Here is a 25,490-nt window from a genome sequence, read left to right on the forward strand (position 1 = left end):
GGACCGCTTCCGCGGTGGTCGTGGCAGGCCCTGCCACGGATCGGAGGTCAGCGCCGAGCAGGCGCTACGGATCGGCCTGGTGCACGACGTCCTCCCGACGACTTCCGACACCTGCCAGTAAGCGGGTGACGACCGGCGCCAGATGTTCGGCATGCGGGCCGCTGCGGCACCCTGGCTCCGTCGCGGTGCCCACCAGGGTCATGCGGTCCAGTTCCGGAAAACGGCCGCCGCGGTCTCCGCCGCCGTCTGCGGCCTCGCGATGGCTGCTCCGGTCAGCGAGGCCCGGTATCTTCAGACCGGAGATGAGGCGGTCGGGCAGCCGGTCGCCGCACGGGAAGAGGCGCTGCACTCCGCCCGCAGGACCGACCGCGCGCTCCATCGGACCAGGGATTCCTGATGCGTCTGCCATACCGGTTCCGAGGCGACCTGACAGTTGTCGGTTATTCGCTGTTCTTCCTGGCCGGCCTCGCCCCTCTACTGCTCATGAACCGCTGGCTGCTCGACAATGCAGTTTCTGGTCTTTCGTTACGGAACAATGGCGTGCACACGACCGCGGTGGCAATCTCCACACGCTACGAGTGGCGGAGCGATGAAACCACGAGCTGGAAAGAACACGCCACCAGGGTGAGCTATACCGTCGACGGAGAGAAGTATGTCGGGGAGGTCTCCGGCTCCTACCCTGCAGGCGGGCAGGTTGACGTTGTCTACGACCGCAGCGACCCCGCCAATCTCGCCCACAGCCCCTCCGGTGCCGGCATCGCGAGGGTCATCATGGACTTCGCCTTCCTGGTCGTCGGGATCGGACTGCTGGGCGCCTTCATATTGTTTTTTGTCGGGTTGTGGCCCTTCAGGATGTGACGGGTGGTGAGTTCGCTGGCAACCCGGCGGGCCGCCCGTTCCCGTAATCCGAGCCTGCGGACGCCCGGGGACGCCCGGCCGGGCCCCGGCCCCGGCCCCGCGCGATCTGTCCGTCATGCGGCGATCGGGAGGTTCTTGTAGCCGCGCACGGTGCTGGTGTGCAGGCGCACGGCGCCGGCCCGGTCGACGTCCCAGCGCGGGAAGCGGGCGCAGGGTCTCCTCCGGTGAGCAGCAGGACGTTGCTCCCCGCGGGAATGGTGACGCCGTGCAGGGTGCCGCCGTGAGCCCGTAACCTGCGCCCGATGGCACAGCGGTCACCGTCCTTCGGCACGCCGCGCTCCGCCGCAGACCAGTGCACCTGAAGCAGCGACATCATCCGTCCGCTGCGCGGACCAGGATGCGCGCATTCGTCCAGGCCGGAAGAGCCGTGGCCCCGAGGACGGGTACCAACGTGAACGCGACGATTCCGGTGTACTCGGCCGGGTCGACGGCAGGCACGATGCGGTCGCCGTTGCACAGCGGGTAGATCATGGCAGCCGACCCCGGCAGCGCAAACACGGTCCCGACAATGCAGGCGCCGGCCTGGGTAGACGGCTCCCCAGCGCCAGGTCCCTCGACGTTGCAGCGGCGTGGCACCGATCGCCGGCAGCATCGCGAACTCGGACCGGCGGGAAAGAGTGGCGATGACGAGGAATTCGTCACGGCGACGGCGATACAGCCGAACACGATCATCAGCACCTCCCAACGAGGCTACTCTGATTGCCTGGTTTCCAGAGGTCGGAACGCCCCCACTCCGAGCCATACAGAACACCGCGGCGAGCGCAATCATCCTTACACGGAGGATCCCGGAACATCCACAACGACTCGATGGTCGACGACCGGCCACAGAGTCAAGGGCACATATGCCAGGCCGGCGTTTCAGCGCATCAAAGCCACACCCGACACATCGACATCAGAGCCGGCGAGCACGGAACGGCCTGACCGGCTCGGGTTCCATGGGCGGTCCGTCGCGATGGCGTCGACCCGACTGTCGCCGCCGGAGGGGCTGGCCGACTTCGCGCCTGGCGACCCACCGGCGAGCACGGGGCGCGGGATCCGGGGTCGGCCGCGGCGTCGCCCTACCACCCAGACCATCCGATCGTAACCGAAAGTAGTTGCCCGAACTGGTTGCGTCCACCCTCCCGACACACCTACTGTCTGCGACACGGAAATGGTTTCCGTTTTCATTACAGGTAGGAGGCAGTCGTGAGTGAGTTCCGAGTCGAACCCGTCGCGGCGGCGGCCCCGGTGGCGGCGCCGCAGGGGCCGGGCACCAACGCGCTGGTCCACAGCCCGTTCGTGATCGAGCCGGTCGCGGTAGCCGCCCCGGTGGCGGCGCCGCAGGGGCCGGGCACCAACGCGCTGGTCCACAGCCCGTTCGTGATCGCTCGCTGAGTCGGCGGGGGCCGGGTCGCGCCCAAGCGGCCCGGCCCCCGTGCGGTCGCCGCCACAGCACGGTTGCCGCCACAGCAATAAGGAGGGTTGTCGGTGAGGCTGGCTGAGGGGCATCACCTGTACGAGTTCCCGGACGGCAGCTGGCGTGTCCTGGGGCCGGGGGATGCGTTTCTGCGGGTGACGGGCCCGTCGGAGGCGGTCGCCCGGCTTCGCGAGCGTCTGTGCGGTCCCCCGCCGAGGAAGGCGGAGCCGGCGCGACTGGTCACGGACGGCGACGAGCGGTCCGACGCGGTCATCGGCCAGTTGGCCGAGGCGCTTCGAGGACGGGGCGTCATAGTCGACGCGGATTCGTCCGCCAGGGTCCGGCCGGGGCCGTCGGTGCTGCATGTGGCAGGGGATGGCCCGGTCGCGCGGCTCGTCGCGGATCTCGCGGCAGGGTGGGCGACGCGGGTGCGGCGCGGGCCGGTCGACGAGACCGTCGTGCGCGGCGCGGATGTGCTGGTGGACTGCGCGGGCTGGTTGCCGGACACGGACTGGCGGCGAGTGGAGCGATGGTGCGCGCAGCACGCGACAGCGTGGACACGTGCGCACATGGAAGGGCTGTCACTGTTCGTTGGTCCGCTGACGGTGCCTGGCCGCAGCGCCGGCTACGAGGACGTGCGGGGTCGTCGGCTCGCGGCTGCCGGCACGCCGGAGGAGTTGCTGGCGCACTGGTCCTGGCTGGGTGCTTCGACGTCCGAGCCTCCGCCGGTGCCATGGCCGGGGCGCGGTGTCGTGGCGGTCGCGGCCGGGCTGCTGCTGGGCGAGGTGGAACGCTGGTGGGCAACCGACCAGCTGCCGGAGATCGACGTCCAGGTCGAGGTCGGTCCCGACGGTGAGACGCGTCGTCATCCGGTCCTGCCGTTGCCAGTCGTGGCGTCACCCGCCGCGCCGCGGCGTGGTGCGCGACCCGCCGGGTCGGTGCGCACATGAGCGCGGCGCCGGGTGAGATGTGGACGAACCTACGGGTCGCCGGCGCGGACGGAACGCCGCTCGCGGTCGACGTCCACCTGCCGCCGCGGGTGGACTGGCCGGTCCCGGTGGTCGTGACGCGCACCCCCTACGGGCGCAGCACCCATCTCACCGAGGGCCAGGGCTGGGCAGCGCGGGGCTTCGGCTACGTCGTGCAGGACGTCCGGGGCCGGTACGACTCGGACGGGCAGTGGCGGCCCTACCGCGACGAGCGCGCCGACGGCGCCGCGCTGGCCGACTGGATCATCGACCAGCGGTGGTGCGACAGCCAGCTCGTGGCCTACGGGGGCTCCTACTCCGGGTTCACCGCCTGGGCCCTCGCGGTGGAGCGCCCCGACGCGGTACGGGCGGTGGTGAGCCTCGGCCCGTCGATGGGCCTGCACCGGACCAAGTTCGAGCCGAGCGGCGTCCTGCGCCTCGCCGAGCACGCCTACTGGTGGCTGGAACGAGCGGACGGACGGACCAGCCGGGACGGGCTGGTCCGCCTGGTGCACGCCCGCCAGCCCGACGTGCTCGACCACCTTCCCGTCTGCGAGCTACCCGAACGGATGGGCGCGTCCCTGCCGCACTGGGCCGACCTGCTGCACACCGGTCCCGAACCTGGTCCGGAGGTGCTGACCGACGAGGAGCTGGCCGGGGTGAGGGCGGCGGCGTTCCATGTCGGCGGCTGGTACGACCTGCTGGTCACCGAGACCCTCACCCATTGGGACCTGGTCGGCTCCGCGATCACCCCTCGGCCGCCGAGGCGAATGCTTGTCGGGGCGTGGGGCCACGATCTCGCGTTCGCCCCGACCAGCCGGGTCGGCGACCGCGACCACGGACCGACGTCGCGCTACGACTTCGGGACACGCTGCGTCGACTGGCTGCGCGCCGTGCTGCGGCCCGCACCCGCCTCCTCGGCCCTCCCCGTGGTGTCACCCGCGGCATCCGCACCGCACGCGCCGACGCCGCCGGCCTCGCAGGCACCGTCGGGAGCGGAGGTCTTCGTCCGCGGCGCCGATCGGTGGGTCGCGTGCACGGAGTGGCCGCCGACCCCGGCGACCGACACGGTCTGGTACGCCGGGGCCGACGAATCGCTGTCCGTCGAGGACTCCGGACCGGCAGGCGGGCGGAGTTTCCGCTACGACCCGGCGGATCCATTTCCCTCCACGGTCCCCGGCGCGGACCGCCGGCCCCTGCTCGGCCGGAAGGACGCCGTCCGGTTCGTCTCCGACCCGTTGCCCGCCCCCGTCACGCTCCTCGGCAGTGGACGGGTGGAGCTGTCGGCCGCCGCGGATGGCCCGGCGGCTGACTGGATCGTGCGGGTGCTCGGCTGGCAGGTCGACGGCGCGCTGTTCGAGATCGCCTTCGGCAGCGCCGTCCGGACGGCACCGGCCGGCACCAGCGGGGCCTTCGCCGTCACGCTGGCAGGTGCGGTGGAGCAACTGCCTACCGGTGCTCGACTGGTCCTGGAGATCACCGGCAGTGATCATCCGAATCTGGCCCGGAACCTGGGCACCGGGCAGGACCGGTACACCACCGCCGCGACACGGCCGTGCACGCAGACTGTGCTGTTCGAGCCCGCTCGCGCAGGAATCCGCCTCGTGCTCTCCGTGATGGGCCTCGGCGTCACCGCGGAGATCGAGCGGGACGGGAAGGCCGGGCGGGACAGGACGGCCGGGCCGGCCGAGCGTGCCTTCGGTTCCGGGGATGACCAGTTGCTCGCGGTAACGGGTGCAGGCGAAGGGCCACATCCATGAACGGCGAACCGCTCGTGGACGCCCGGCTGGGGCTGTTGACGGGAGTGGTCGACCAGCCACCCCCTCCTGGCATGCCGTCGGGCTGGCTGGGACGCAGCGCACGGGTGGCGCGCGCCGACCGGTTCGCCTGGTGGCGCGCGGACGGGTTCGGCTTCGGCGCGACTCTCGGCGATCCACGGCGGGCGCGGGCGGCGGCGATCGGTGAGGCGGTGGAGCGCTACTGCGGCAACGCGGTGCCCACCGACCTGCCGACAGCGAGCTGGGACGCGCTGACCGCGCGGGGTGTTCAGGCGGTCGACCCGAACGACCTGGCGTTGTACTCGGACCGGCAGTACTCGACACGTGGATTCCCGTTCGTCCCGTTCGCCCGGGAGCTGGAGGTCGCCTGGGTGCCCGGTACCGACCTGGCCGCCGGTGGGCCGGTCCTCGTCCCGGCGTCGTTGGTCTATCTGGACTATTTCCACGGCCCGCACCGCGCCGAGCCGCCGACACACGCGCTGATGTACTCCGGGATCGCCGCGGGGACGAGCCGGGGCGCGGCGGAGACGGCCGCGTTGGAGGAGCTGTTCGAGCGGGACGCGACGACGATCTGGTGGGCGTCCGGAGCCCCGGCCCGCACGGTTCTCGATGACGGCCGGGTGACCGGCCAGCTGGGCCGCCCCGACCCGAACCATCCGCTGACCGTGCGGCTGCTGGCGGTGCCCTCCGAGTTCGGCGTTCCGGTCCTCGCCGCGTTCCTCGCCGACGAGGCGGCGGGCGTCGTCGCATTCGGCAGCGCCTGCCGCGCGGACCCGTCGACCGCAGCGGTCAAGGCGTTGGTCGAGGCGCTGCAGCTGCTGACCCTGACCCGTCAGCTCGCCACCCCCGACAGCGACGTATGGCGCGCGGTCGCCGCCGGTGACATCGAGGACCACGTCTTCCTGCCGTTTCGCGCCGACCGCCGCTATGGCGCCTCGGTGAGTGAGGACTACCGGGAGCTGGTGGATCTGCCGGCCGTGGCCCAGCTCTATCTCGATCCCGACGTCCAACGCGGCGCCCTGGGCCGGCTGTGTCCGGACGAGGCCGTCCGTCTCGACGACCTGCCTCGAGCAGGCGGCCCGTCCCTCGACGGCACGCGCGCCGCCTACCTGGAGCGCCTGCACAGGCGTGGGCTACGGGCGGTGTCGATCGACCTGACCACCCCCGACGTGGCCCGCACCGGGCTGCACGTGGTCCGCGTCGTGGTGCCCGGGCTGGTCGGGAACGGTCCACCAGCCTACCCACTGCGCGGCGGCCGGCGACTCTACGACGTTCCGGCCGCGCTGGGCTGGAGCAGCCGTCCGCTGACCGAGGACGACCTCGTCCGCCACCCCCTGCCGCTCGCCTGACCGCGCGGTTCCTTTTCGGTGACCGGTGACGAAGGAGGCTGACCTCTCATGAATCCCACGACAACCGACCTGGTCCCCGAACCGCCCGCCGCGGACCTGCCGTACCCGTCGCTGTACGACGAGCGGACGGGAATCGTGCGCCGGCTGGCACCCCGCCGGATCCCGCCCTGGTTCCCGCCGTCGTTCAGCCTGACCCACGCCTGGCTGTGCGACACGACCTGGTTCGGGCCGTGGCCGGCGGACGCCACCGGGGCCGGCTACGCCTTCGCGGATCCACGGCGCGCCCTCGCCGCGGCGTTGGGCGAGGCCGCTGAACGGTACTGCGGCAACCTCGTCCCGGCGGGACTGACCACCGCCAGTTACCGGGATCTCGCCGACGCCGGCGTCGAGGCGATCGACCCGGACCAGCTCGCGCTGTACTCACCCGCTCAGTACGCGACGCCGGGGTTCCCCCTGGTCCCGATGAGCCGGGACCTCGAACAGCAGTGGGCGGCCGGCCGGGACCTGCGCACCGGCATCGCGGTCCTCGTGCCGGCGTCGCTCGTCTGGGTGTCCTGGAACGCTCCTGCCGCCGCCCATCCGGTGCCCCGGACCAACCCGATCATCCAGGCCGGTCTCGCCGCCGGCCCGGACCGCGCGAGCGCCGAGGGGGGCGCGCTGCTGGAAGTCGTCGAACGTGACGCGATGACCATGTCCTGGTTCGGCGGGCGGGGCCTTCGCGAAGCGCTGCCGCCGGGCTGGCTGCGGGACTTCTGCCGAGGGCCGCAGGGCGCGCTGGACGTCCGGTTCCTCGCCTTCGACGACGAGTTCGGCGTGCCGGTCGTCGGGGCGCTGGTCACCGACGACCGGACCGGCTACCTGACGTTGGGCATGGGGGTGCATCCGGACCCGGTGGACGCGGCGCTGAAAGCGTGCGGGGAGGCGCTGCAGCTGCAGTTGTTCGTCGCCGACTACGACGACCCCGACGGGCCCTACGCCCAGGTCGCGGCCAGCCCGTCCAGCCCGCTACGGCCCTGGCGGTCTGATCGGGCCTACCTCCGCTCCTACCGCGACGACCTGTCCGACGTCGTGGACTACGGCTGCCACCTCCAGCTCTTCCTCGACCCGGCCGCGCGGGAGAGGTTCCGCCGGACCGTTGCGGACACCATCGTCGGATGCGTCGAGCTGACGGATCTCGGATCCGCTCCGGCGCGCGCAGCCGGACCGGCAGCGGCCGACCTGTTCGACCTGGTCGACCGGCTCGCCGGAGCCGGTCACCGGGCGGTCGCGGTCGACGTGACCACACCGGACGTGCGCCGCGCAGGCCTGCACGTCACGCGGGTCGTCGTCCCCGGCCTGTACAGCAACACCGCGGTCGGGCTGCCGTTCCTCGGCGGACACCGACTGCCCGCGGCGCGCACCGCACCGCGCACCGCGGTCCTGCCGTCGATACCGCTGCCGCACTGACCGACGCCGGCTCGCGGGACCGCCTCGTGTGCCGACGTGAAAGCAGCCCACCGGCCCTTCGCCTGTCGGGCGCTCCGCGCCGCACCGTTCCTCCTGGGGGAGATCCTGTCCACCGCATCCTCGACCGCGCCACCGGTCGCCCGACCGCCGCGAGCGTCCCGCCAGCCGCGACGGCGCACACCCCTGCCGCGCCTGCCGGCGTCCCGGTCACGGACCGCCGGCCAGGGCCGGTTCCTGGTCCTTCTCGTGACACTCGTCGCCGCGACTCCCGTCGTCCTCGCGCTCGCCGTGAGCCTCGGCGCGGTCCGCCTCCCCGTGGGTGAGGTGTGGTCGAGCGTGCTCGCCCACACCGCGGCCGGCCTGGGTGGCGGCGAGCCGCGGACAGGCCTCCACGACCAGATCATCTGGCAGGTCCGGGTCCCCCGGGTCCTGCTGGGGTTCGTCGTCGGCGCAGGGCTCGCGGTTGCCGGCGCGACCCTGCAGGCCGTCGTCCGCAACCCGCTCGCCGACCCCTACGTGCTGGGGGTCTCCTCCGGCGCGGGGCTGGCCGCCGTCGCGGCGCTGACCCTCGGCGGCACCGGCGGCGTCGGCTGGCTGGCCCGGCTGGGTGTGTCGGGGGCGGCGTTCGCCGGCGGCCTGCTCACCCTCGGCGCGGTGCTGGTGCTCGGCCGGAACGGGGGCCGCGTCGACCCGGGCCGGCTGCTGCTGGCCGGCGTGGCGCTCGGCTACCTGTTGCAGGCGGCGACGAGCTACCTGCAACTGCGTGTCAGCAGCAACCAGCTGGCGCACCTGTTGTTCTGGCTGCTCGGGACGGTGTCGGGAGCGGACTGGCAGAAGCTCGGCCTGCCGGCCGCGGTCGTCGGTGTGTGCACCGGCTGGCTGGTTCTGCGCGGGCGTGCGCTCAACGCCCTGCTGCTCGGCGACGACCTCGCCGCGTCGGCGGGTGTCGCCGTCAGCAGGCTGCGCACCGAACTGCTCGTCGTCACCGCGCTGCTGACCGGCGCCGTCATCGCGGTCGCGGGAGGCGTGCAGTTCGTGGGCCTCGTCGCCCCGCACTGCGTACGACTGATCGTCGGCGCCGACCACCGGCGGCTGTTGCCGCTGTCCGCGCTGCTCGGGGGGAACTTCCTGGTCCTTGCCGACCTCGCCGCCCGGACGGTCGGCGTGCCGCTGGAACTGCCCCTCACCGTCGTGACCGCCGTCGTCGGGGTTCCGTTCTTCCTGGTGCTTCTGCACCGCGGCACCCCGGCGGGTACGCCGTGACCGGGCTGCGCCTCGACGCCGTCGAGGTTCACCTGGCCGGCGCGCCGATTGTGCGGGACCTGACGGTGGACTGCCCTCCGGGCACGTTCGTCGGCCTGCTCGGACCGAACGGAAGTGGCAAGTCCACCGCCCTGCGGACCGTCTACCACGCCCTGCGGCCCCGAGCCGGGGCCGTGCTCCTCGACGGTGTCGACCTGCACCGTGATCTCGGCCCGCGGGCCACCGCACGGCGGGTGGCCGCGCTCACCCAGGAGAACGCCGGGGAGGTCCACCTGCGGGTCCGCGACATTGTCGCCACCGGCCGGCTCCCGCACCAGAGCAGTTTCAGCCCGGCGTCCCAGAACGACCGGGCGGTCGTCACCGACGCGCTGAGCGCCGTCGGCATGACCGGGCAGGCGGACCGGCCCTTCGCCGGCCTGTCCGGTGGTGAGAAACAGCGCGTCCTGCTCGCCCGCGCGCTCGCCCAGCAGCCGCGGGTGCTCGTCCTCGACGAGCCCACGAACCACCTGGACATCGGCGCGCGGCTCGACCTGCTCGACCTGGTCCGTTCCCTCGGCATCACCGTCCTGGCCGCGTTGCACGACCTGGACCTCGCTGTCGCCTACTGCGACCTCGTCCACGTCCTCGCCGACGGCGAACTCCTCGCGGCCGGTCCCCCCGCCGACGTTCTCACCCCCGACCTGCTCCGTCAGGTGTTCAAGGTCGCCGCCCACCGGACCGTCCACCCCATCACCGGCCGCCCCCACTTCGCCTTCGCCTCCCTCACCGCGCCCCCTGTACCCCGGCCGGCCGATCCGGCCGACCGCCCGTCGCCCGCCCCTGTCCCCGCCGGCGACACACCGCTGTCATCACCCCCACGCCTCGAAGGAACCCCGTGAACGACCGCGCCTCTCGCCCGCACCGGCTGCGCCGCACCGCCCCTGCACTCGCCCTGGCGTTCCTGATGTCCGGTGCCCTGTTCGCCGCCTGTGGTGACTCCCCGGCCCCCGCCGCGGCCCCCTCCTCCGGCAGCCGCCCGGAAGGCTTCCCCGTCACCGTCACCAACTGCGGACGCACCCTGCACTTCGACCAGGCGCCGAGCCGGATCGTCTCGGGCTGGCCCACCAGCACCGACCTGCTCGCCGCGCTCGGCCTCACCGACCGGGTCGTCGGCCAGTACAACACCGGCAACGGCACCGCCGGGTCCGGCTACGCCGCGGCCGTCGCCGACATCCCTGTGCTCAGCGACGCCGCCCCGAGCCGCGAGCGGCTCCTCGCCGCCCGCCCCGACCTGATCTGGGCCGACGGCTCCTACCTGTTCGACGGCCAGCAGCTACCCACCATCGACGAGCTCGCCGCCCAGGGCACCCAGGTGATGATCCTGCGCGGTTTCTGCACCGACGACGCCACCCGCGCCCGGGTCTCCGACGTCAGGACCGACCTGGCCGCCCTCGGCCAGATCTTCGGCGTCGAGACCAGGGCACAGGAACTCACCGGCCAGATCGACACCCGCCTCGCCGCGGTGGCCGCGAAGGTGAACGCCACCCGACCCGTCCCCATCGCGATGATCAGCAGCTTCGGTGGGGCGATCTACACCTACGAAGGCGTCTACAGCGACATCGCCGCCCGCGCCGGCGCCATCAACATCTACGCCGGGACCCTGCCCGCCGGGCGGTACTACGGCGAGCTGTCGAAGGAGAGCCTCCTCCAGAAGAACCCGGGCACCCTCGTCTATCTGCTCAGCGGCGGTGAGACCGAGACAGCGGCTCGCACGACGCTCACCGAGACCCTGCCCGCGGTGACCGCGGTCCGCACCGGCAGGGTCGTCTTCCTGCCGCAGTGGAACTCGACCAACCTGGCCGGCGTCGACGGCGTCGAAACCCTCGCCGCCGCCCTGCATCCATGACCACCACGCCTCCGGCCGACGCGGCCCCGCCGGACCACACCCCCACCGGCCAGGCGGCAGGTGGTTACCGGCTGTTCCTTACCGCCCGCGCGATCTCCTGGACCGGCTCCGCGATCAGCCTTGTCGCCCTGCCACTGCTGATCTACCAACGCAGCGGCAGCCCAGCGCTCACCGGAGCGCTCACCGCCCTCGAAGCGACCCCCTACCTCCTGCTCGGCCTGCCCGCCGGGGCCTGGGCCGACCGCCTCGACCCACGCCGCGTCCTCGGCCTGTCCGCGCTGGCCAGCTGCCTGCTGCTGGCCAGCATCCCGCTCGCCGACGTCGCCGGCCTGCTGACCATCGGCCACCTGCTGGTCGCAGCCGCCGGGAGCGCGACCGCGCTGACCTTCTCCGACGCCGCCGGGTTCCGTGCCCTGGCAGCCCTCGTTCCGCCCGGCCTCATGGGACAGGCCACCGGACGCCTCAGCGCCGTCAGCACCGTCATCGCCCTGCTCGGCCCCGCAACCGGTGGCCTGCTCGCCACCGCCCTCGGAGCAAGCACCGCGATCGCCGTCGACGCGGCCAGCTTCGCCGTGTCCGCCGTGCTCATGGCCCGCCTACCGCTGACGCAGACGCTGACGCAGACGCAGACGCCTGGCGTGCCATCGGCGGGACGGTCGCTACCTGCGGAGATCGGCGAAGGACTGCGCTGGGTGTGGAACCACCGGCTGGTCCGCACCCTCACTCTCCTCGGCGTCGGCAACAGTCTCACCGCCGGCTTCATCACCGGCCTGATCGTCGTCGTCGCCGTCCGCCACCTCGACCTGCCCAGCGACGACGGACGAATCGGCCTGCTCTACGCCGCCGCCGGCGCCGGTAGTCTCCTCGCCAGCCTTCTCCTACCGCCCCTGCAACGACATCTACCGGTGGGATGGATCACCCTCGGCGGACTCGCCGCCGGCCTGCTCTTCCTCGCCGGCTGGTCCGCGAGCCGCACCCTCACCCTCGGCGCGCTCACCCTGCTCGGCTGGCAGGCCGCCAACACCCTCGTCAGCCTCAACGGAATCGTCATCCGCCAGAGCGTCGCGCCGCTCGGACTCCAGGCCCGCGTCAACACCACCGCACGGATCATCGCCTGGGGCGGCCAACCCGCCGGCGCCCTGCTCGGCGGGCTGGTCACCGAGCACGCCGGGCTCGGCCCCGCCCTCGCCCTCGGCAGCAGCGGACTCGCGGTCTCCCTGCTCACGGGAGCACTCACCCGGCTGCGCCACCGCGACCGCCTCGGCGCGCTCACGCCCGCCGCCCCGCAGCCAACCCGAGCACCGGCCTGAGTACACCGTCAGCACGCACGAACTGACCGTGTCCGACCAGGTCGGCACCGTTTCCGATATATCGCTGCTCCACTCACGGGCCGGTTCCAATCCCGGCTGCGCCACGTGGACCAGCGCGCTCACACGGCGATCGGGAGGTTCTTGTAGCCGCGCACGGTGCTGGTGTGCAGGCGCACGGCGCCGGCCCGGTCGACGTCCCAGCGCGGGAAACGGCGCAGGGTCTCCTCCAGCGCGATCCGCCCTTCGAGGCGGGCGAGCGCGGCGCCGAGGCAGTAATGCGCGCCGAGACCGAACGACAGGTGCGCCTCGATACGCCGGCGGACGTCGAGCACGTCCGGGTTCGGGAAGGCGCGCTCGTCACGGCCGGCCGAGCCGGTGAGCAGCAGGACGTTGCTGCCCTCGGGGATGGTGACGCCGTGCAGGGTGACGTCGCTGGTGAGCCTGCGACCCTGGCTCGGTGAGGGGGCCTCGTAGCGCAGCAGCTCCTCGACCGCGTTCGGGATCAGGCCCGGGTCGGCGACGAGCAGCTCCCGCTGGTCGGGGAAGTCGGCCAGGGCGAGCCCCGCCCAGCCGAGCAGGCGGGCGACCGTCTCGGTGCCAGCGGAGACGAGCAGCACACCGAAGTTGGCCGCCTCCTGGTCGTCGAGCCGGCGGGTGGTGCCGTCGTCCTCGGTGAGCTCGGCCTGGACGAGGGCGCTGAACATGTCGTCGCGGGGGTGCGCGCGCCGGTCGGCGAGCTGCTCGACGAGGTAGCCGTGCAGCTCGAACATCGCGTTGAGGGCGGTGTCGTTGATCATGCCGACGCCGGGCTCGATGTGGAACATCGTGTTGATGACGTCGAGGATCCGCGGCTGGTCGGTCGGTGACACGCCGAGCAGCGCCGAGATCACCCGCGACGGCAGCTGGGCGCCGAAGTCCGCGACGTAGTCGAACCCGGCACTGCCCACATGCGGGTCGAGCAGGGTGCGGCACTCCTCACGGATCTGCTCGTGCAGCGCCGAGATGCGCCGCGGGGTGAAGGCGCGGGAGAACAGCACCCGCAGCCGCGAGTGCTCCGGCGGATCAATGAAGATCATCATCCGGGGCGCCTCACCGCCGGAGGAGAGCAGCTCCAGCGTGGTCCCCCGCGCCGAGCTGAACGTCCGCGGGTCACGCGACGCCGCGTCGACGTCGGCGTGCCGCGACAGCGCCCAGAAGTCGTACCGGTCGTTGCGGTACACCGGCACCTCGTCGCGCATCCGCCGCCACACCGCATGCGGCTCGGCGTCGATCTCCGTGTCGTAGGGGTCGTAGTAGACGTCGGTGGCGGTGGACATGGTCTCCCCCTGCGTCATGGTCTCCCCCTGCTCAGAAGCCGCGGAAGCGGGTGGGGCGGCGTTCGACGAAGCTGCGCACGCCCTCGTCGGCGTCCTCGGTGTAGGACAGGGCCTCCACGACCCAGGCCTCCTCCTGCGCCAGGGTGTGCCGGTCGACGTCCAGCGAACGGTTGAGCAGCCACTTGTTGGCGCTGTGCGCGCGGGTCGGCCCGGCGGCGAGCCGGCCGGCCAGGTCGTCGACGGTCGCGGCCAGCTCCTCGGCGGGCACGGTCCGCGCGATCAGGCCGATCTCGGCGGCGCGGGTGGCCGGGATGTCCTCGGCGAGCAGGACCAGCTCGCGGGCGCGGGCGAGGCCGACCAGCCGCGGCAGCAGCCAGGTCCCGAGGCCGTCGACGGCCAGCCCGCGGCGGGCGAAGATCTCGATGAACTTGGCGTTGTCGGCGGCGACGACCAGGTCGCAGGCGAACACCAGGTGCGCGCCGATACCGGCCGCGGTGCCCTGCACGGCCGCGATCACCGGCTTCTCGCAGTCGAGGATCGCGTGCACCACGTTGATGCCGCCGGTGGTCATCGCCCGGCGGATGTCACCGACGAGCTTCTCGGGCACGCCCTCGGGGCGCGGACCGGCGCCACGCTGCTGGCGCAGGTCGGCGCCGGTGCAGAAGAAACGTCCGGTGCTGCCGAGGACGACGACGCGCACGGACGGGTCCGCGTTGAACCGGGCGAACCAGGTGAGCAGGGCGTCGCGCTGCCCCATGGTGAGGGCGTTGCCGGCGTCCGGCCGGTTGAGGGTGACCCGGGCGATGCCGTCGGCGGTCACCGTCAGGGTCAGCTCACCGTCCGCGGCCACCTCGGTCACGGCCGCGGGCGCACCGTCGGTGGTCGGGGTGGGCTCCGTCGGCGTGGAGTCCGTCGGGGTGGGGATCGATGTCGTCACGGCACTCTCTGCAGGCTCTGGGCGACCGCCTCGGCGGCGGCGTCGGACGTCGTGTAGGAGGTTTCCAGCAGCAGGGCGCGCTTGAGGTGCAGGTGGAGGTCCACCTCCCAGGTGAACCCCATCCCGCCGTGCACCTGGATCGCGTTCCGGCAGTTGAGCAGCGCCGCCTCGGCGGCCAGCACCCGGGCCGCGGCGACGGCGCGGACGGCCGACGCTCCGTCGGGCCCGGGCTCGGTGATGTCGAGCGCACCGGGTTCGTCGACGATCACGCCCGCGGCGTCGACCACGGCCCGGGCCACCTCGCCGCGGGCGAAGCAGTCCGCGAGCATGTGCTTCACGGCCTGGAAGGTCCCGATGGGCCGGCCGAACTGCTCGCGTTGCTGCGCGTACGTGACCGCCAGGTCGAGGACGCGCAGCGCGTGGCCCACCAGCAGCGCGGAGCTGAGCAGCGATCCCAGCAGCGACCACCGGGCGGCCTGCGCCGCGTCGCCGACCTCCTCGCCTCGCGGGAGGTCGGTCACCAGCGACAGTGGCGTCGTCGGGTCCAGCGGTGCGGTGACCGCCGTCGCGGTCAGTGCCGCCGGGTCGAGCCGTTCGATGCCGTGCGTGTCGAGGACGTAGACGACGTCGGCGTCGCGCAGATGCTCGACGAGCAGCGGCGCGCCCGGTTCCGGACGCACCACGACCGCCGGGACGACCTCCCCACTGCCGACCGCCCCGCTGTCACCGTCGAGATCGGCGGCGAGCGCCGCCGCGACCAGCGGGCCCGGCACCAGGCAGGCGCCGAGTGTCTGGTAGGCGAGGACGGCGTTGACGACCGGCAGCGCGAGCCCGCCGCGCTCCTCCGGCTGGTACACGGCGAACGTGCCGAGCTCGGCGAGCGCGCTCCAGGCCGCCCGGTCGAACCCACCCGGCTCGGCCCAGCCGCGGGTCCGCTCCACCGGGAAGATCTCCTCGGCCAGCCGGCGGACGGTGTCCTGCAACGCGCGCTGATCTTCATCCAGGTCGAAGTGCATGCTCAGCGCTCCTTGGGCAGGCCGAGGACGCGCTCGGCGAGGATGTTGCGCTGGATCTGCGACGTCCCGGCGCCGATGCTGATCGCGAACGCGTGCAGCTGGGCGTGCACCAGCTGGCCGGTGGGCAGGCCCGGCTTCCCAGGCAGAGCAGGCAGGTCGTCCATGCTCAGCGCGGCCCGGTCCAGCACCCGGATGATCAGTGCGCTCAGGTGGTGCAGCGTCTCCGAGTAGGACAGCTTGAACGCGGAGCCGCCGGCCGGCGGGATGACCCCGACCATGCCCCGGGTGACGTTGCGCTTGGTGAGCGCCCACAGCGCGTCCAGCTCGGCGGCGACCCGGCCGATGTCGCGGCGCAGGCCGGTGTCGTCCCAGGCGGTGCCGGCGCCCCGCGGCAACACCCGGGCGAGTGCGGCGAGGTCGGCGACGTGGGTGCGCGCGGTGATCAGCTCCCGGACGAACGCGGTGCCGCGCTCGAAGCCGAAGGTGACCATCGCGACCCGCCAGCCGTCGTTCTCCGCGCCGACCCGGTTGGCCACCGGGATGCGAACCTCGTCCAGGTAGACCTCGGCGAACTCACTGTCGCCGTGGATGGTCCGCAGCGGGCGGACGTCGACACCCGGACTGTCCATCGGCATGATCAGCCAGGTGATCCCGCGGTGCTTCGGCGCGTCGGGGTCGGTGCGCACGAGCAGCTCGCAGTAGTCGGCGACCGGGCCGTAGGACGTCCAGATCTTCTGCCCGGTGACGACGTAGTGGTCACCGTCGCGGACGGCCCGGGTGCGCAGACCGGCGAGGTCGCTGCCGGCGCCCGGCTCGGAGAAGCCCTGGCACCACACCGCCTCCCCGGACAGGATCCGGGGCAGGTGGAAGGCGCGCTGCTCGTCGGTCGCCTCGGCGATGAGGGTGGGCCCGGCGTGCAGCTGGCCGACGAAGTGGACGCCGAGGTCGGGGGCACCGGCCGCGGCGGACTCCTCCAGGAAGATCAGATGCTCGGCCGGGCTGGCGCCCCGGCCGCCGTACTCGCGGGGCCAGTGGATACCCGCGTAGCCGGCATCGGCAAGCATCCGTTGCCAGGCGCTGTCGTACCGCCGGCGGGCCTGCCAGTCCCGCTCGGGCGGGGGCCCGCCGAGCTGGGGAACAGCCTGCCGGACCCAGGCCCGGATCTCCTTGCGGAACTGGGCCTCGGACTCGGAGTCGAGGAGCAGCATCCGACCACCTCCATTGGATACATTATGCCAATTGGCGGCCAGACGTCCGGTCTCGCGGCGCCGGGCGCGGGAACTCGCCACGCCGACCGGTACGAGCGGCCCGCCGGGCGTGGCACTCGTACCGGTCGGCGTGGCGCTCGGCCCGCCGGGCGTGGCGAGCGGCGGGCCGAGCGGCCGTCAGGAACCCGCGATCAGGTCCAGCGACTCCAGGTCGCGCAGCGCCGCGCAGATCCCCCGGGCCATCGACAGGAACATCCGGTCGGAGTGCTCCGAACGCACTCCGGCGGCGAACATACAGCCCAGCACCGTGATCAGCGGGCCGTGCAGCATCCCGCTGCGGTAGTCGGTGAAGCACTGTTCGGCCGAGTAGCCCGTGACGCCGAGCTCGACGAGGCGCTCGTGATAGGCCGCCACCAGCCGGTGCTCGGCCGCGCGCCGCACGGCCGGCGGAAGCGCCGTGGACAGGAAGTACGCGAGATCGCGGGCCGGCAACCCGATGGTGATCGTCTGCCAGTCCACGGTCAGCACGCCCGGGCCCTGCGCCGGGAACATCAGGTTGTCCAGCCGGTAGTCCCCGTGCAGCAGGGTGAACGGGGTGCGCCAGGTGCTCTCCCACTGGTAGGTCAGCGCGGCGGCCTGGTGCAGCGTGTCGACGTCACGCTGGTCGAGCACACCGGCGAACCGATCGCCGAAGTCCTTCGTGGTCGCCACCAGCAGCTCGGCCAGGAACGCGAGCTCCGCGTCCTGCGGGCGGGGCAGCCAGTCGCTCTCGGCGGCGAGCAGCTCACTGTTCCAGAACGACGCGTGCAGCCCGGCGAGCGCGCGGACGGCGTCGGTGGCCTGCGCCTCGTCGCAGCCGTCCTCCTGGCTGCCCGGGCGCGCCGGGGCGGCGTCGGCCAGCACGAGGGTGAAGGCACGGGAGTCCGGGCTGATCGCGGCCTGCCAGCAGCGCGGGATGTTGATACGGGAGTCCCGGGCCAGCCGGGCGTAGAACCCGACCTCCTTGCGGTAGCCGCGGCGCACCACGTCCCGCCCGCCCGGGTCACCGGCTCCCATCTTGACCACGAGCGTGCGCGGGGCCGGTGCGCCGTCCGCCGTGGTGTCGCGCCCGGGGGCGTACTCCAACCGGAAGCGATAGCTGGAACCGATCTGACCGGTGCCGATCGGTTCGTGGCTCACGGCGCGGACCTCGACGTCGGCGGCACCGCCGGCACCATGAGCACCATCGGCACCGCGTAACGCCGCGGTCATCCACGCCGGAGTGATCTCGGCCGGATCATCGACGATCTGCTCCGCGGTGCCGACGCCCGGCGCGTCCGCACCCGCACCCGGCTCACGGCGCGCGCCGGCGTCGGCATCGGCGTCGACGGTCACGCCGCCGCCGACGCCGACGTCGACGGCGGCGGCAGAAGCGGAACCGGAACCGGACGCAGGGCCGGACAACGATTCAGGATAGGAAGGTTGCATAAAGTATCCCTCTATGTTTCGAGTGGGGAGCCCGCTCGACCGGATGCACCCGCCCCTCGGGGGAACCGCATCGTCGGCACCGCAGAGTACTTCCAAGCCCGCCGGACGTAAACACTCTTGCCATACAGCGTCAGGACTGTAAAGGGCCTCCGCCCGCTCAGCCCGCGGCTTCGGCCGGCTGGGCGGAGAGCCAGGCCGCCACCTGGGCCCGCGAGGTGAGCCCCAGCTTCTTCAGGATCTGCTGGACGTGCGTCTCGGCCGTCCGCGGGGAGATCACCAGGGTGGCGGCGATGTCCCTGTTGCTCAGGCCCTGCGCGACCAGCTGGGCGACCTGCCTCTCCCGCCGCGTCAACCGCACACCGCCCAGCCACCCGCCGGCAGGCACAGCGAGCGGTCCGGTACTCGACCTGCTGGTGGATCCGGGGACCGGCCCAGCGGTCGGTCCGCTCGGCGATCCGCTGACCGGTCCGGTGGCCGCCTCGGCGGCGGAAGCCGTCGCCGAACCGGTGGCGCAGGAGGTGGCCCAGGCCTCCGCCGGTGCGAGCGCGGCTCCCCGTGCCCAGGCCGCGTCGAAGGCCCGCGGGCCCAGGCCCTCCCGGCACGCCGCCTCGCATTCCTGGCGGAGCCGGAACAGCGCGGGCAGCGCGGCGGTGGACGTCCCCATCCGCTCCCAGAGATGGTCCGCCGCGCCGAGCAGGACCGCCGCGCCGGCGAACTCCTCCAGGCTCGCCCGAATCCAGGCCAGCGCCTCCAGGCACAGGGTCAGACCCAGATGGTCGGGCAGCCCGCTCTCCCCGAAGAAGGCGGCGCGCACGATCGCCAGCGCGCCCTTCGGGTCACCGGCCCGCCAGGTGGCCAGCGCGCGGGCCCATTCCGCGTACGCGCGCAGCCGGCGGTCCCGGCGCAGATGCGCCAGGGCGACCCAGTCCTGGTAGTAGCGCTGCGCCGCCCACGGAGTGCTCCCCAGCGCGGTGGCGAGCGTGAGCACCGCGAGGGTCTCCTGCTGCCGGTTCAGGTCACCGTCCCGGCGGAACTGGGCGAGGGCCCGTTCCAGGTTCGCGACGGCGTCGGGCTTGTCGGTGTACACCGCGTCGAGGCCGGTGAGCTGGGTGATGAGCGCCGCTTCGGCACCCGCGCCACCGGCCGCCACCAGCTCGCTGCCATGCTCCAGCATCCGTTCGGCGTCGCCACGGTCACCCTGCAGAGTCGCGAGCCAGCCCGCGGTGTGCAGCGCACGGACCCGGCCGGGGACGTTGTCGCCACCCCCGCGGCCGGCCTCGTCACCACCCACACCTCCGGCGCCTCCGCCGCCGCCTCCGGCACGGCGGGAAGCGCCCGAGCCACCGCCGGTACCCGAGCCGCCGTCGTCGAGCAGGCGGGCCAGCCAGTACCGCCCCTCGGTGAACCATCCGTCCGCGACCCAGTAGCGGTGCAGCGAGTGCGCGAGCGCCAGGTTCGCCGCCAGGTCGGGGGTGGCGGCGCAGAACTCCAGCGCCAGCTGCAGGTTCGCGTGGTCGGCGCGCAGCCGACTGACCCAGGACCGCTGCGCCGGGCCGGTCCACTCCGCCTCCGCGCGGGCGGCGAGCCCCGCGTACCAGTCGTGGTGGCGGCGGCGCAGCACCTGCCACTCGCCGCGCCATTCGAGGTCGTGCTCCAGCCGCTCCTGGCCGTACTGGCGCAGCATCTCCAGCAGCCGCAGCCGCCCGCGCTCCGGACCCGGCTCGAACGTGAGGATCGACTTGTCGACCAGCGCGAAGATCAGGTCGAGGAACGGTTCGGCCAGCCCCTCACCGCAGACCCCCTCCGCCGCGTCGAGCTCGAAGTCACCGGCGAACACCGACAGCCGGGCCCACAGCAGCCGCTCCTGCGGGGTGCACAGGTCGAAGCTCCATGCGACGCAGGCACGCAGGGTCCGCTGCCGGTCGGCGACCATCCGGCCGTCGTGGCGCAGCAGCGCGGTCGGCGTGGTGAGCCGCGCCAGGATCTCCGTCGGTGACAGCGCCCGTGTCTTGACCGCGGCGAGCTCGATGGCCAACGGGATGCCGTCGAGGCGACGGCAGATGTCACCGACCGCGGCCCGGTTGTGCCAGGTCAGCGCGAAGTCCGGGCGGACGGCACGGGCCCGTTCGACGAACAGCGTCGTCGCGTCGCAGGGCAGGTGCGCGTCGGCCCCAGCACCATCCCCGTTTCCGTTCCCGCCGCCGACCGGCAGGGGCGCCACCACGTACGTCGCCTCACCCTCGACCCGTAACGACTCCCGGCTCGTCGCGAGGATGCGCAGCCGCGGGCAGCGGGTCATCAGCAGGTCCGCCAGCTCCGCGCAGGCCTCGACGACGTGCTCGCAGTTGTCCAGGACGAGCAGCGCATCCCTGGCTTCCAGGTACGCCCCGAGCGCGACGGCCGACGGTTCGGCGCTCCCGCGCGGCTGGCAGCCGAACGCCGCGGCGACGGTGTGCGCCACCAGCCGCGGATCCCGCAGCCGCGCCAGCTCCACGACGCACACCCCGTTCGGGTAGGCGCGGCGCGTCTCGGCGGCGACCCGCATCGCCAGCCGGGTCTTGCCCACACCACCGACTCCGGTGACCGTGACCAGGCGAAACTCACCGAGCAGCTCACGCAGCTCCGTGCGTTCCGCACGCCGGCCGACGAAGCTCGTGCGTTCGGTGGACAGCCGCTCGCCCCGGAACCGAAGCTGCGCGGAGACTGCCATGGATCATCTTTGGCGGGCGTCTGCCACGACGTCAAGACGCACCGACACCCGCGACGATCCCGGTAGCCATCCCGGTACTTCTACGGATGCCCGCCCCGTGACCGGCCCCCGATCCTGGTCACGCCCACCCGTCGGTGCGGCACAGGCAACGGACTGCCGGGCCGCCGACATGACGGACGGCCGAGCGGATGGAGGGAAAGAAGGCCATGCTCACGCCGTTCGACGACTATCCGATCCATCAGAGCGCGCTGCCGGTCGCGCACGCCGGCGGTGGGCATCCCGACCACTACGACCGGTTCTGGTTCAACGGCTACGACGAGGACGTCTACTTCGCGCTCGCGTTCGGCCTGTACCCGAACCGTGGCACGATCGACGGCGCGTTCAGCGTCGTCCACCAGGATGTGCAGCGCTCGGTCTTCGCCTCGGGACGCATCCCGCTGGATCGCACCCGCACCAGCATCGGCCCGATCACGGTCGAGATCGTCGAACCGCTGCGGGTGAACCGGATCATCGTCGACGCACCGGAGCACGGCCTCGCCGCCGAGCTCACCGCCACCGCGCGCACCCCCGCGCACGAGGAGCCCCGGGCCACCCAGTACGACGGGCCGACGCTGCTCACCGACTCCACCCGGGCCACCCAGATGGTCACCTGGAGCGGGTGGGTGGAGTCCGGCGGCGAGCGCATCGAGATCACCCCGGTCACCTACGGAACCAAGGACCGTTCGTGGGGGATCCGCGGTGTGGGCGAACGGACCCCCGCGGCGCCCCGCACCGCGCTGCCGCAGGTGTTCTTCCTGTGGGCCCCGCTGAACTTCGCCGACCGGGCCCTGCACTACGTCGTCATGGAGGACGAGACGGGCCGGCCGTGGCTGGAGCGCACCGCCATCCTGCCCGTGCTCGGCGACGGCGACCCGGTGTTCGGGCCGGACACCGGCATCAGCTGGCTGCACGGGGTACGCCACCAGGTGCGCTGGGCACCGGGCCTGCGCCGCTCCGACGGCGCCACGCTCCTGCTCGGCCCGGACGAGACGGTGGAGCTCGAACCGCTGCGCACCTTCCGGATGAAGGGCGTCGGCTACCTGCACCCGCACTGGAAGCACGGCCGCTGGCACGACGAGCTCGCCGTCGGCGGCGAGGTCCACAAGGTCGCCGAGCTCGACACGCTTGCACCCGAATGCGTGCACGTCCAGCAGGTGGTGCGCGCGACCTGGGGCGAACGGGTCGGCCTCGGCGTCCTCGAACAGCTCGTCATCGGGCCGTACGCGCCGGGCGGCTTCCAGAGCATGCTCGACGGCGCCCCGGCCTGAGCCGACCGGCGAGCAGCGGCACATTCTCAGTAGCTTCGAGGGATTCTGACAATGCCTGTAGAACCGGCGATGGCGCATGGATGGGGTGACGGCAGGCCCTGCCGGCCATGGCGCTAAAGGCGGGCCAGCAGTTCGGCCTTCTTCGCGGTGAATTCGTCATCCGAGAGAATGCCGCGGCGGTGCAGGTCGCTCACTTTCTCGATTGCCGCCAGAATCGCCTCCGGGTCGGTGCCGCCGGCGGATGCCGGGGCGGGCTCGGACGGGTTCGCAACCGGGTGGGGCCGCTGCGGCACCGGGGTCACCAGCGGCAGGCTCTCCACCGTGAAGGTACCGTGCTGGCTGGAGAAGGACAGCGTTCCGCGCGGGCCGCCCTGCTGCTGGACGCCGGCGATGCGGTGGTCGAGGGTGTCGTAGACGCGCACCTCGCCGTCGCCGCCGCGCACGGCCAGCCGCCGCGCGGCCGGGAAGACGGCATATCGGGATTCGTTCTGGCTGCCGGTCGAGCTGGGCTGGCCCAGGCCACCGGGCCACCAGTTGTTCAGGTTCGCCCGGTGGGCCGCGCCAGGCTGCCCGCCCGCGGCCGGCGGCGAGGCGGGCGCATACAACTGTGTCGAGCTCAGCAGGCTGGAAAGCTCCGTGGCGAGGCCGCTGACCGTTGCCTGCAGGCCGTGGTTGAACATGTCGCCGACCATCGTCATGCCCCCGGCCATCCACTGCCCGCTGCCGCCCAGCTCCGGATGGGAGAACTGAGCCTGGGTGCCGCCGCCGAGCAGCACCGCGTCCAACAGGGCTCGCACCGCGTCGGCGCTCACGCCGTACCGGCGGGCGAGATCCGCGATGGCCTGCTCACCCTGGCCGTTCAACCTGCGCATGGTGAATCCCCTCGTCCCGGCGCCACGCCGTCTCGACGAAAGCCGGGCGGTGTCACCGGCGTCTTGCCACCACCCGAGTCTGCCAGCCTCGTCGCGGCCGCCGTGGCGTTACTGGTCGCCCCGGCGATACCGGCCGGGCCGAGGGCTGCGGCCAGGGGTGCCGGGGCTTCTCCCCGCGACCCGGGGACGGCGGCCGGGGACTGCGCGAATGATGAAGGTGCCACGGGCGTCTCGTGCGCCGGGATGCCGCGGCTGGCGACCGGATCCGCTCGTCCGAAGGGACCGCCATGTCCGACCCCCACATCTCTCCCGAACCGCCGGCCTCACCCGAACCGCCGGCATCCTCCGGCCCCGGCCCGAAGCCCGACCCAGGCGCCGAGTCCGGCACCGGTACCTCGTCGTCGTCCGAGCCGCGGGCCGTGGTCCGGGCGTTCCTGGTGGCGTTGGAGCGGCTCGACGCCGACGCGGCGCTGGCGCTCGTCTCGGATGACGTCGTCTACCAGAACGTTCCGCTGCCGCCGGCCCGCGGGCGGGCGGCGGTGGAGAAGCAGCTGCGCTGGATGCTGCGGTACGGCACCGGGTTCGAGGCGCGCATCCACCATCTGGCCGCGGACGGCCCGGTCGTGCTCACCGAACGCACGGATGTCCTGCGTGCCGGCTCGTGGGAGGCGGAGTTCTGGGTCTGCGGCACGTTCGAGGTGCGAGACGGCCGGGTGGTGCTGTGGCGGGACTACTTCGACTGGGCGACGTTCCTCGCCGCCAGCGCCCGCGGTGCGGGGAGGGCACTGTTCTTCCAGGCCGCCGCGGCTGTCGCAGCCCGGCGCCGAAACTCGCCCTGACCGCGTTCTCCCCCGCAGCGGGCGCGCAGCCGCCACGGAGCCTCCCCCGGAAGCGGGCCGCCCGCCGACAGCCAAGCCGTTGCACCAGGACATACTTCTAGATAATTTCTGGGCTCAGGGCGCATCGGGTGCGGTCCTGCCGATCGACCGTGAATCCCCCGGGGCCGACCGAGTGCCTCCCTCCTGTGTTCGAGACCGCGGCACCGGCCGCACGGCGGCCCCGCCGCCGGCAGCGAGAAGGACCTGATCATGAACCTTGACGAGGCCGGCGGCGTCTTCACCGACCCCACCGCCTACGCGGACGAGCAGCGCTTCCACGCCGCCACCGCCGTGCTGCGCCGCGAGTCCCCGGTCCACCGGGTCGAGACCGAGGGCTTCGCCCCGTTCTGGGCGATCACCCGGTACGACGACGTCATGGAGATCTCCCGCGACTCCGAGCTGTGGCACAACGCCCCACGCACCGCCGTCCAGCAGGACCCGGACGCCCCCGCACCACCCATCCGAGCCCTCGTCCAGATGGACGCCCCCGACCACCCGATCTACCGCCACATCAGCGCCGACTGGTTCAAGCCCGCCGGCGTACGGCGACTGTCCGACCGCATCACCCAGCTCGCGAAGCGATACGTCGACCACATGGCCGACCTCGGCGGCGAATGCGACTTCGTCCAGGACGTCGCCGCGCACTACCCCCTCTACGTCATCCTCTCCCTGCTCGGCCTGCCGGAGGAGGACTTCCCCCGGATGCTGAAGCTCACCCAGGAACTGTTCGGCGCCGAGGACCAGGACATGGCCCGCGCCGCCGACGGCGACGCCGCCGCGATGGAAGCCCTCCTCGACTTCTTCCAGTACTTCCAGGGTGTCATCGCCGACCGCCGCGAGCACCCCACCGATGACCTCGGCTCGGTCATCGCCAACGCCACCGTCCACGGCGACACCATCGGCGAACTCGAGGTCGTCGGCTACTACGTCCTCATCGCCACCGCCGGCCACGACACCACCAGCGCCGCGATCTCCGGCGGCCTGCACGCCCTGCTCGACAACCCCGACCAGTGGCAGCGCCTCACCGCCGACCCCGCCGCCCTCGTCCCCACCGCGGTCGACGAGATGATCCGCTGGACGTCCCCCGTCAAGCACTTCATGCGCACCGCCACCCGCGACACCACCATCCGCGGCGTCCCGATCCCCGCCGGCGACGCCGTCCTGCTGTCCTACCCGTCGGCCAACCGCGACGAGGACGTCTTCACCGACCCCCAGACCTTCGACGTCGGCCGCACCCCCAACAAGCACGTCGGCTTCGGCTTCGGCGCCCACTACTGCCTCGGCACCCACCTCGCCCGCCTCGAAGCCAGAGCCCTCTACACCGAACTCGTCCCCCGCCTGCGCGAGGTCGAGCTCGCCGGCACCCCCGAGTACATGCAGACCGTCTTCGTCGGCGGCCCCAAGCGGCTGCCGATCCGCTACAAGATCTCCTGACGACATCCGGCCCGGCCGTCGCAGCCCTGGGC

Annotated in this window: 22 protein-coding genes; 13 read left to right on the top strand and 9 right to left on the bottom strand. The window is 72.7% G+C overall.

Annotated elements, in window-relative coordinates; translation table 11 throughout:
* Window positions 1–64: 64 nt before the first annotated feature.
* Window positions 65–379, bottom strand: a complete 315-nt coding sequence (locus ACG83_RS19190) for a hypothetical protein (RefSeq protein ID WP_054567592.1) — start codon at window positions 377–379, stop codon at window positions 65–67.
* Between the two features lie 17 nt (window positions 380–396).
* Here ACG83_RS19190 and ACG83_RS19195 point away from each other — a divergent pair, with 17 nt between their 5' ends.
* The gene (locus ACG83_RS19195) at window positions 397–858 is read left to right on the top strand and encodes a DUF3592 domain-containing protein (protein WP_083473368.1); all 462 of its coding nucleotides are present in this window, start codon (window positions 397–399) and stop codon (window positions 856–858) included.
* 372 nt (window positions 859–1,230) lie between these two features.
* Here ACG83_RS19195 and ACG83_RS45440 read toward each other — a convergent pair whose 3' ends face one another.
* On the bottom strand, window positions 1,231–1,389 hold the full coding sequence (locus ACG83_RS45440; RefSeq protein ID WP_161934775.1) for a hypothetical protein: 159 nt from the start codon (window positions 1,387–1,389) through the stop codon (window positions 1,231–1,233).
* Window positions 1,390–2,103: 714 nt separating this feature from the next.
* Here ACG83_RS45440 and ACG83_RS19200 point away from each other — a divergent pair.
* The 9 genes from ACG83_RS19200 to ACG83_RS19240 all read left to right on the top strand — a co-directional run bounded on the left by ACG83_RS19200 (window position 2,104) and on the right by ACG83_RS19240 (window position 12,313).
* Window positions 2,104–2,292, top strand: a complete 189-nt coding sequence (locus ACG83_RS19200) for a streptamidine-related RiPP repeat protein (protein ID WP_054567594.1) — start codon at window positions 2,104–2,106, stop codon at window positions 2,290–2,292.
* A gap of 93 nt (window positions 2,293–2,385) precedes the next feature.
* Window positions 2,386–3,264 carry a hypothetical protein gene (locus tag ACG83_RS19205; RefSeq protein WP_054567595.1) on the top strand — a complete coding sequence of 293 codons (879 nt, stop codon included), beginning with the start codon at window positions 2,386–2,388 and terminating at the stop codon, window positions 3,262–3,264.
* On the top strand, window positions 3,261–5,042 hold the full coding sequence (locus tag ACG83_RS19210) for a CocE/NonD family hydrolase (RefSeq protein ID WP_054567596.1): 1,782 nt from the start codon (window positions 3,261–3,263) through the stop codon (window positions 5,040–5,042). The genes ACG83_RS19205 and ACG83_RS19210 overlap by 4 nt, the downstream gene beginning before the upstream one ends.
* The gene (locus tag ACG83_RS19215) at window positions 5,039–6,409 is read left to right on the top strand and encodes a YcaO-like family protein (RefSeq protein ID WP_054567597.1); all 1,371 of its coding nucleotides are present in this window, start codon (window positions 5,039–5,041) and stop codon (window positions 6,407–6,409) included. Before ACG83_RS19210 ends, ACG83_RS19215 begins: the two co-directional genes overlap by 4 nt.
* A gap of 48 nt (window positions 6,410–6,457) precedes the next feature.
* Entirely contained in the window at window positions 6,458–7,855 is a 1,398-nt protein-coding gene (locus ACG83_RS19220) for a YcaO-like family protein (RefSeq protein ID WP_054567598.1), read from the top strand.
* Between the two features lie 246 nt (window positions 7,856–8,101).
* The gene (locus ACG83_RS19225) at window positions 8,102–9,118 is read left to right on the top strand and encodes an iron ABC transporter permease (protein ID WP_083473420.1); all 1,017 of its coding nucleotides are present in this window, start codon (window positions 8,102–8,104) and stop codon (window positions 9,116–9,118) included.
* On the top strand, window positions 9,115–9,996 hold the full coding sequence (locus ACG83_RS19230; protein ID WP_054567599.1) for an ABC transporter ATP-binding protein: 882 nt from the start codon (window positions 9,115–9,117) through the stop codon (window positions 9,994–9,996). Before ACG83_RS19225 ends, ACG83_RS19230 begins: the two co-directional genes overlap by 4 nt.
* Window positions 9,993–11,003 carry an ABC transporter substrate-binding protein gene (locus ACG83_RS19235; protein ID WP_235498016.1) on the top strand — a complete coding sequence of 337 codons (1,011 nt, stop codon included), beginning with the start codon at window positions 9,993–9,995 and terminating at the stop codon, window positions 11,001–11,003. The genes ACG83_RS19230 and ACG83_RS19235 overlap by 4 nt, the downstream gene beginning before the upstream one ends.
* On the top strand, window positions 11,000–12,313 hold the full coding sequence (locus tag ACG83_RS19240; protein WP_054567600.1) for an MFS transporter: 1,314 nt from the start codon (window positions 11,000–11,002) through the stop codon (window positions 12,311–12,313). The genes ACG83_RS19235 and ACG83_RS19240 overlap by 4 nt, the downstream gene beginning before the upstream one ends.
* A gap of 119 nt (window positions 12,314–12,432) precedes the next feature.
* Here the strand turns inward: ACG83_RS19240 and ACG83_RS19245 are convergent, their stop codons facing one another.
* The 6 genes from ACG83_RS19245 to ACG83_RS19270 form a co-directional block, all read right to left on the bottom strand.
* The gene (locus ACG83_RS19245) at window positions 12,433–13,647 is read right to left on the bottom strand and encodes a cytochrome P450 (RefSeq protein WP_235498017.1); all 1,215 of its coding nucleotides are present in this window, start codon (window positions 13,645–13,647) and stop codon (window positions 12,433–12,435) included.
* A gap of 13 nt (window positions 13,648–13,660) precedes the next feature.
* Window positions 13,661–14,566 (bottom strand): enoyl-CoA hydratase/isomerase family protein, encoded by a 906-nt coding sequence (locus ACG83_RS19250; protein WP_198955450.1) that lies wholly within the window; start codon window positions 14,564–14,566, stop codon window positions 13,661–13,663.
* Window positions 14,563–15,582: an acyl-CoA dehydrogenase family protein gene (locus ACG83_RS19255; protein WP_054567601.1), complete on the bottom strand. Its 1,020-nt coding sequence runs from the start codon at window positions 15,580–15,582 to the stop codon at window positions 14,563–14,565. Before ACG83_RS19255 ends, ACG83_RS19250 begins: the two co-directional genes overlap by 4 nt.
* 2 nt (window positions 15,583–15,584) lie before the next feature.
* Window positions 15,585–16,790, bottom strand: a complete 1,206-nt coding sequence (locus ACG83_RS19260; protein ID WP_054567602.1) for an acyl-CoA dehydrogenase family protein — start codon at window positions 16,788–16,790, stop codon at window positions 15,585–15,587.
* A 177-nt stretch (window positions 16,791–16,967) separates the two neighbouring features.
* Complete coding sequence (locus tag ACG83_RS19265; protein ID WP_054567603.1) at window positions 16,968–18,257, bottom strand: phosphotransferase; 1,290 nt, start codon at window positions 18,255–18,257, stop codon at window positions 16,968–16,970.
* 157 nt (window positions 18,258–18,414) lie between these two features.
* A complete protein-coding gene (locus ACG83_RS19270) occupies window positions 18,415–20,967 on the bottom strand; it encodes a LuxR C-terminal-related transcriptional regulator (protein WP_054567604.1) in 2,553 nt (850 codons plus the stop codon).
* A 206-nt stretch (window positions 20,968–21,173) separates the two neighbouring features.
* On the opposite strand from ACG83_RS19270, the gene ACG83_RS19275 reads away from it, so the two are divergent.
* Complete coding sequence (locus tag ACG83_RS19275) at window positions 21,174–22,274, top strand: hypothetical protein (protein ID WP_054567912.1); 1,101 nt, start codon at window positions 21,174–21,176, stop codon at window positions 22,272–22,274.
* A gap of 113 nt (window positions 22,275–22,387) precedes the next feature.
* Here ACG83_RS19275 and ACG83_RS19280 read toward each other — a convergent pair whose 3' ends face one another.
* A complete protein-coding gene (locus ACG83_RS19280; protein ID WP_054567605.1) occupies window positions 22,388–23,146 on the bottom strand; it encodes an SHOCT domain-containing protein in 759 nt (252 codons plus the stop codon).
* Window positions 23,147–23,565: 419 nt separating this feature from the next.
* Here ACG83_RS19280 and ACG83_RS19285 point away from each other — a divergent pair, with 419 nt between their 5' ends.
* Window positions 23,566–23,985, top strand: a complete 420-nt coding sequence (locus ACG83_RS19285) for a limonene-1,2-epoxide hydrolase family protein (protein ID WP_054567913.1) — start codon at window positions 23,566–23,568, stop codon at window positions 23,983–23,985.
* A gap of 249 nt (window positions 23,986–24,234) precedes the next feature.
* Window positions 24,235–25,458, top strand: a complete 1,224-nt coding sequence (locus ACG83_RS19290; RefSeq protein ID WP_054567606.1) for a cytochrome P450 — start codon at window positions 24,235–24,237, stop codon at window positions 25,456–25,458.
* Window positions 25,459–25,490 lie beyond the last annotated feature (32 nt).

The sequence above is a fragment of the Frankia sp. R43 genome (assembly GCF_001306465.1).
Classification (GTDB): domain Bacteria; phylum Actinomycetota; class Actinomycetes; order Frankiales; family Frankiaceae; genus Parafrankia; species Parafrankia irregularis.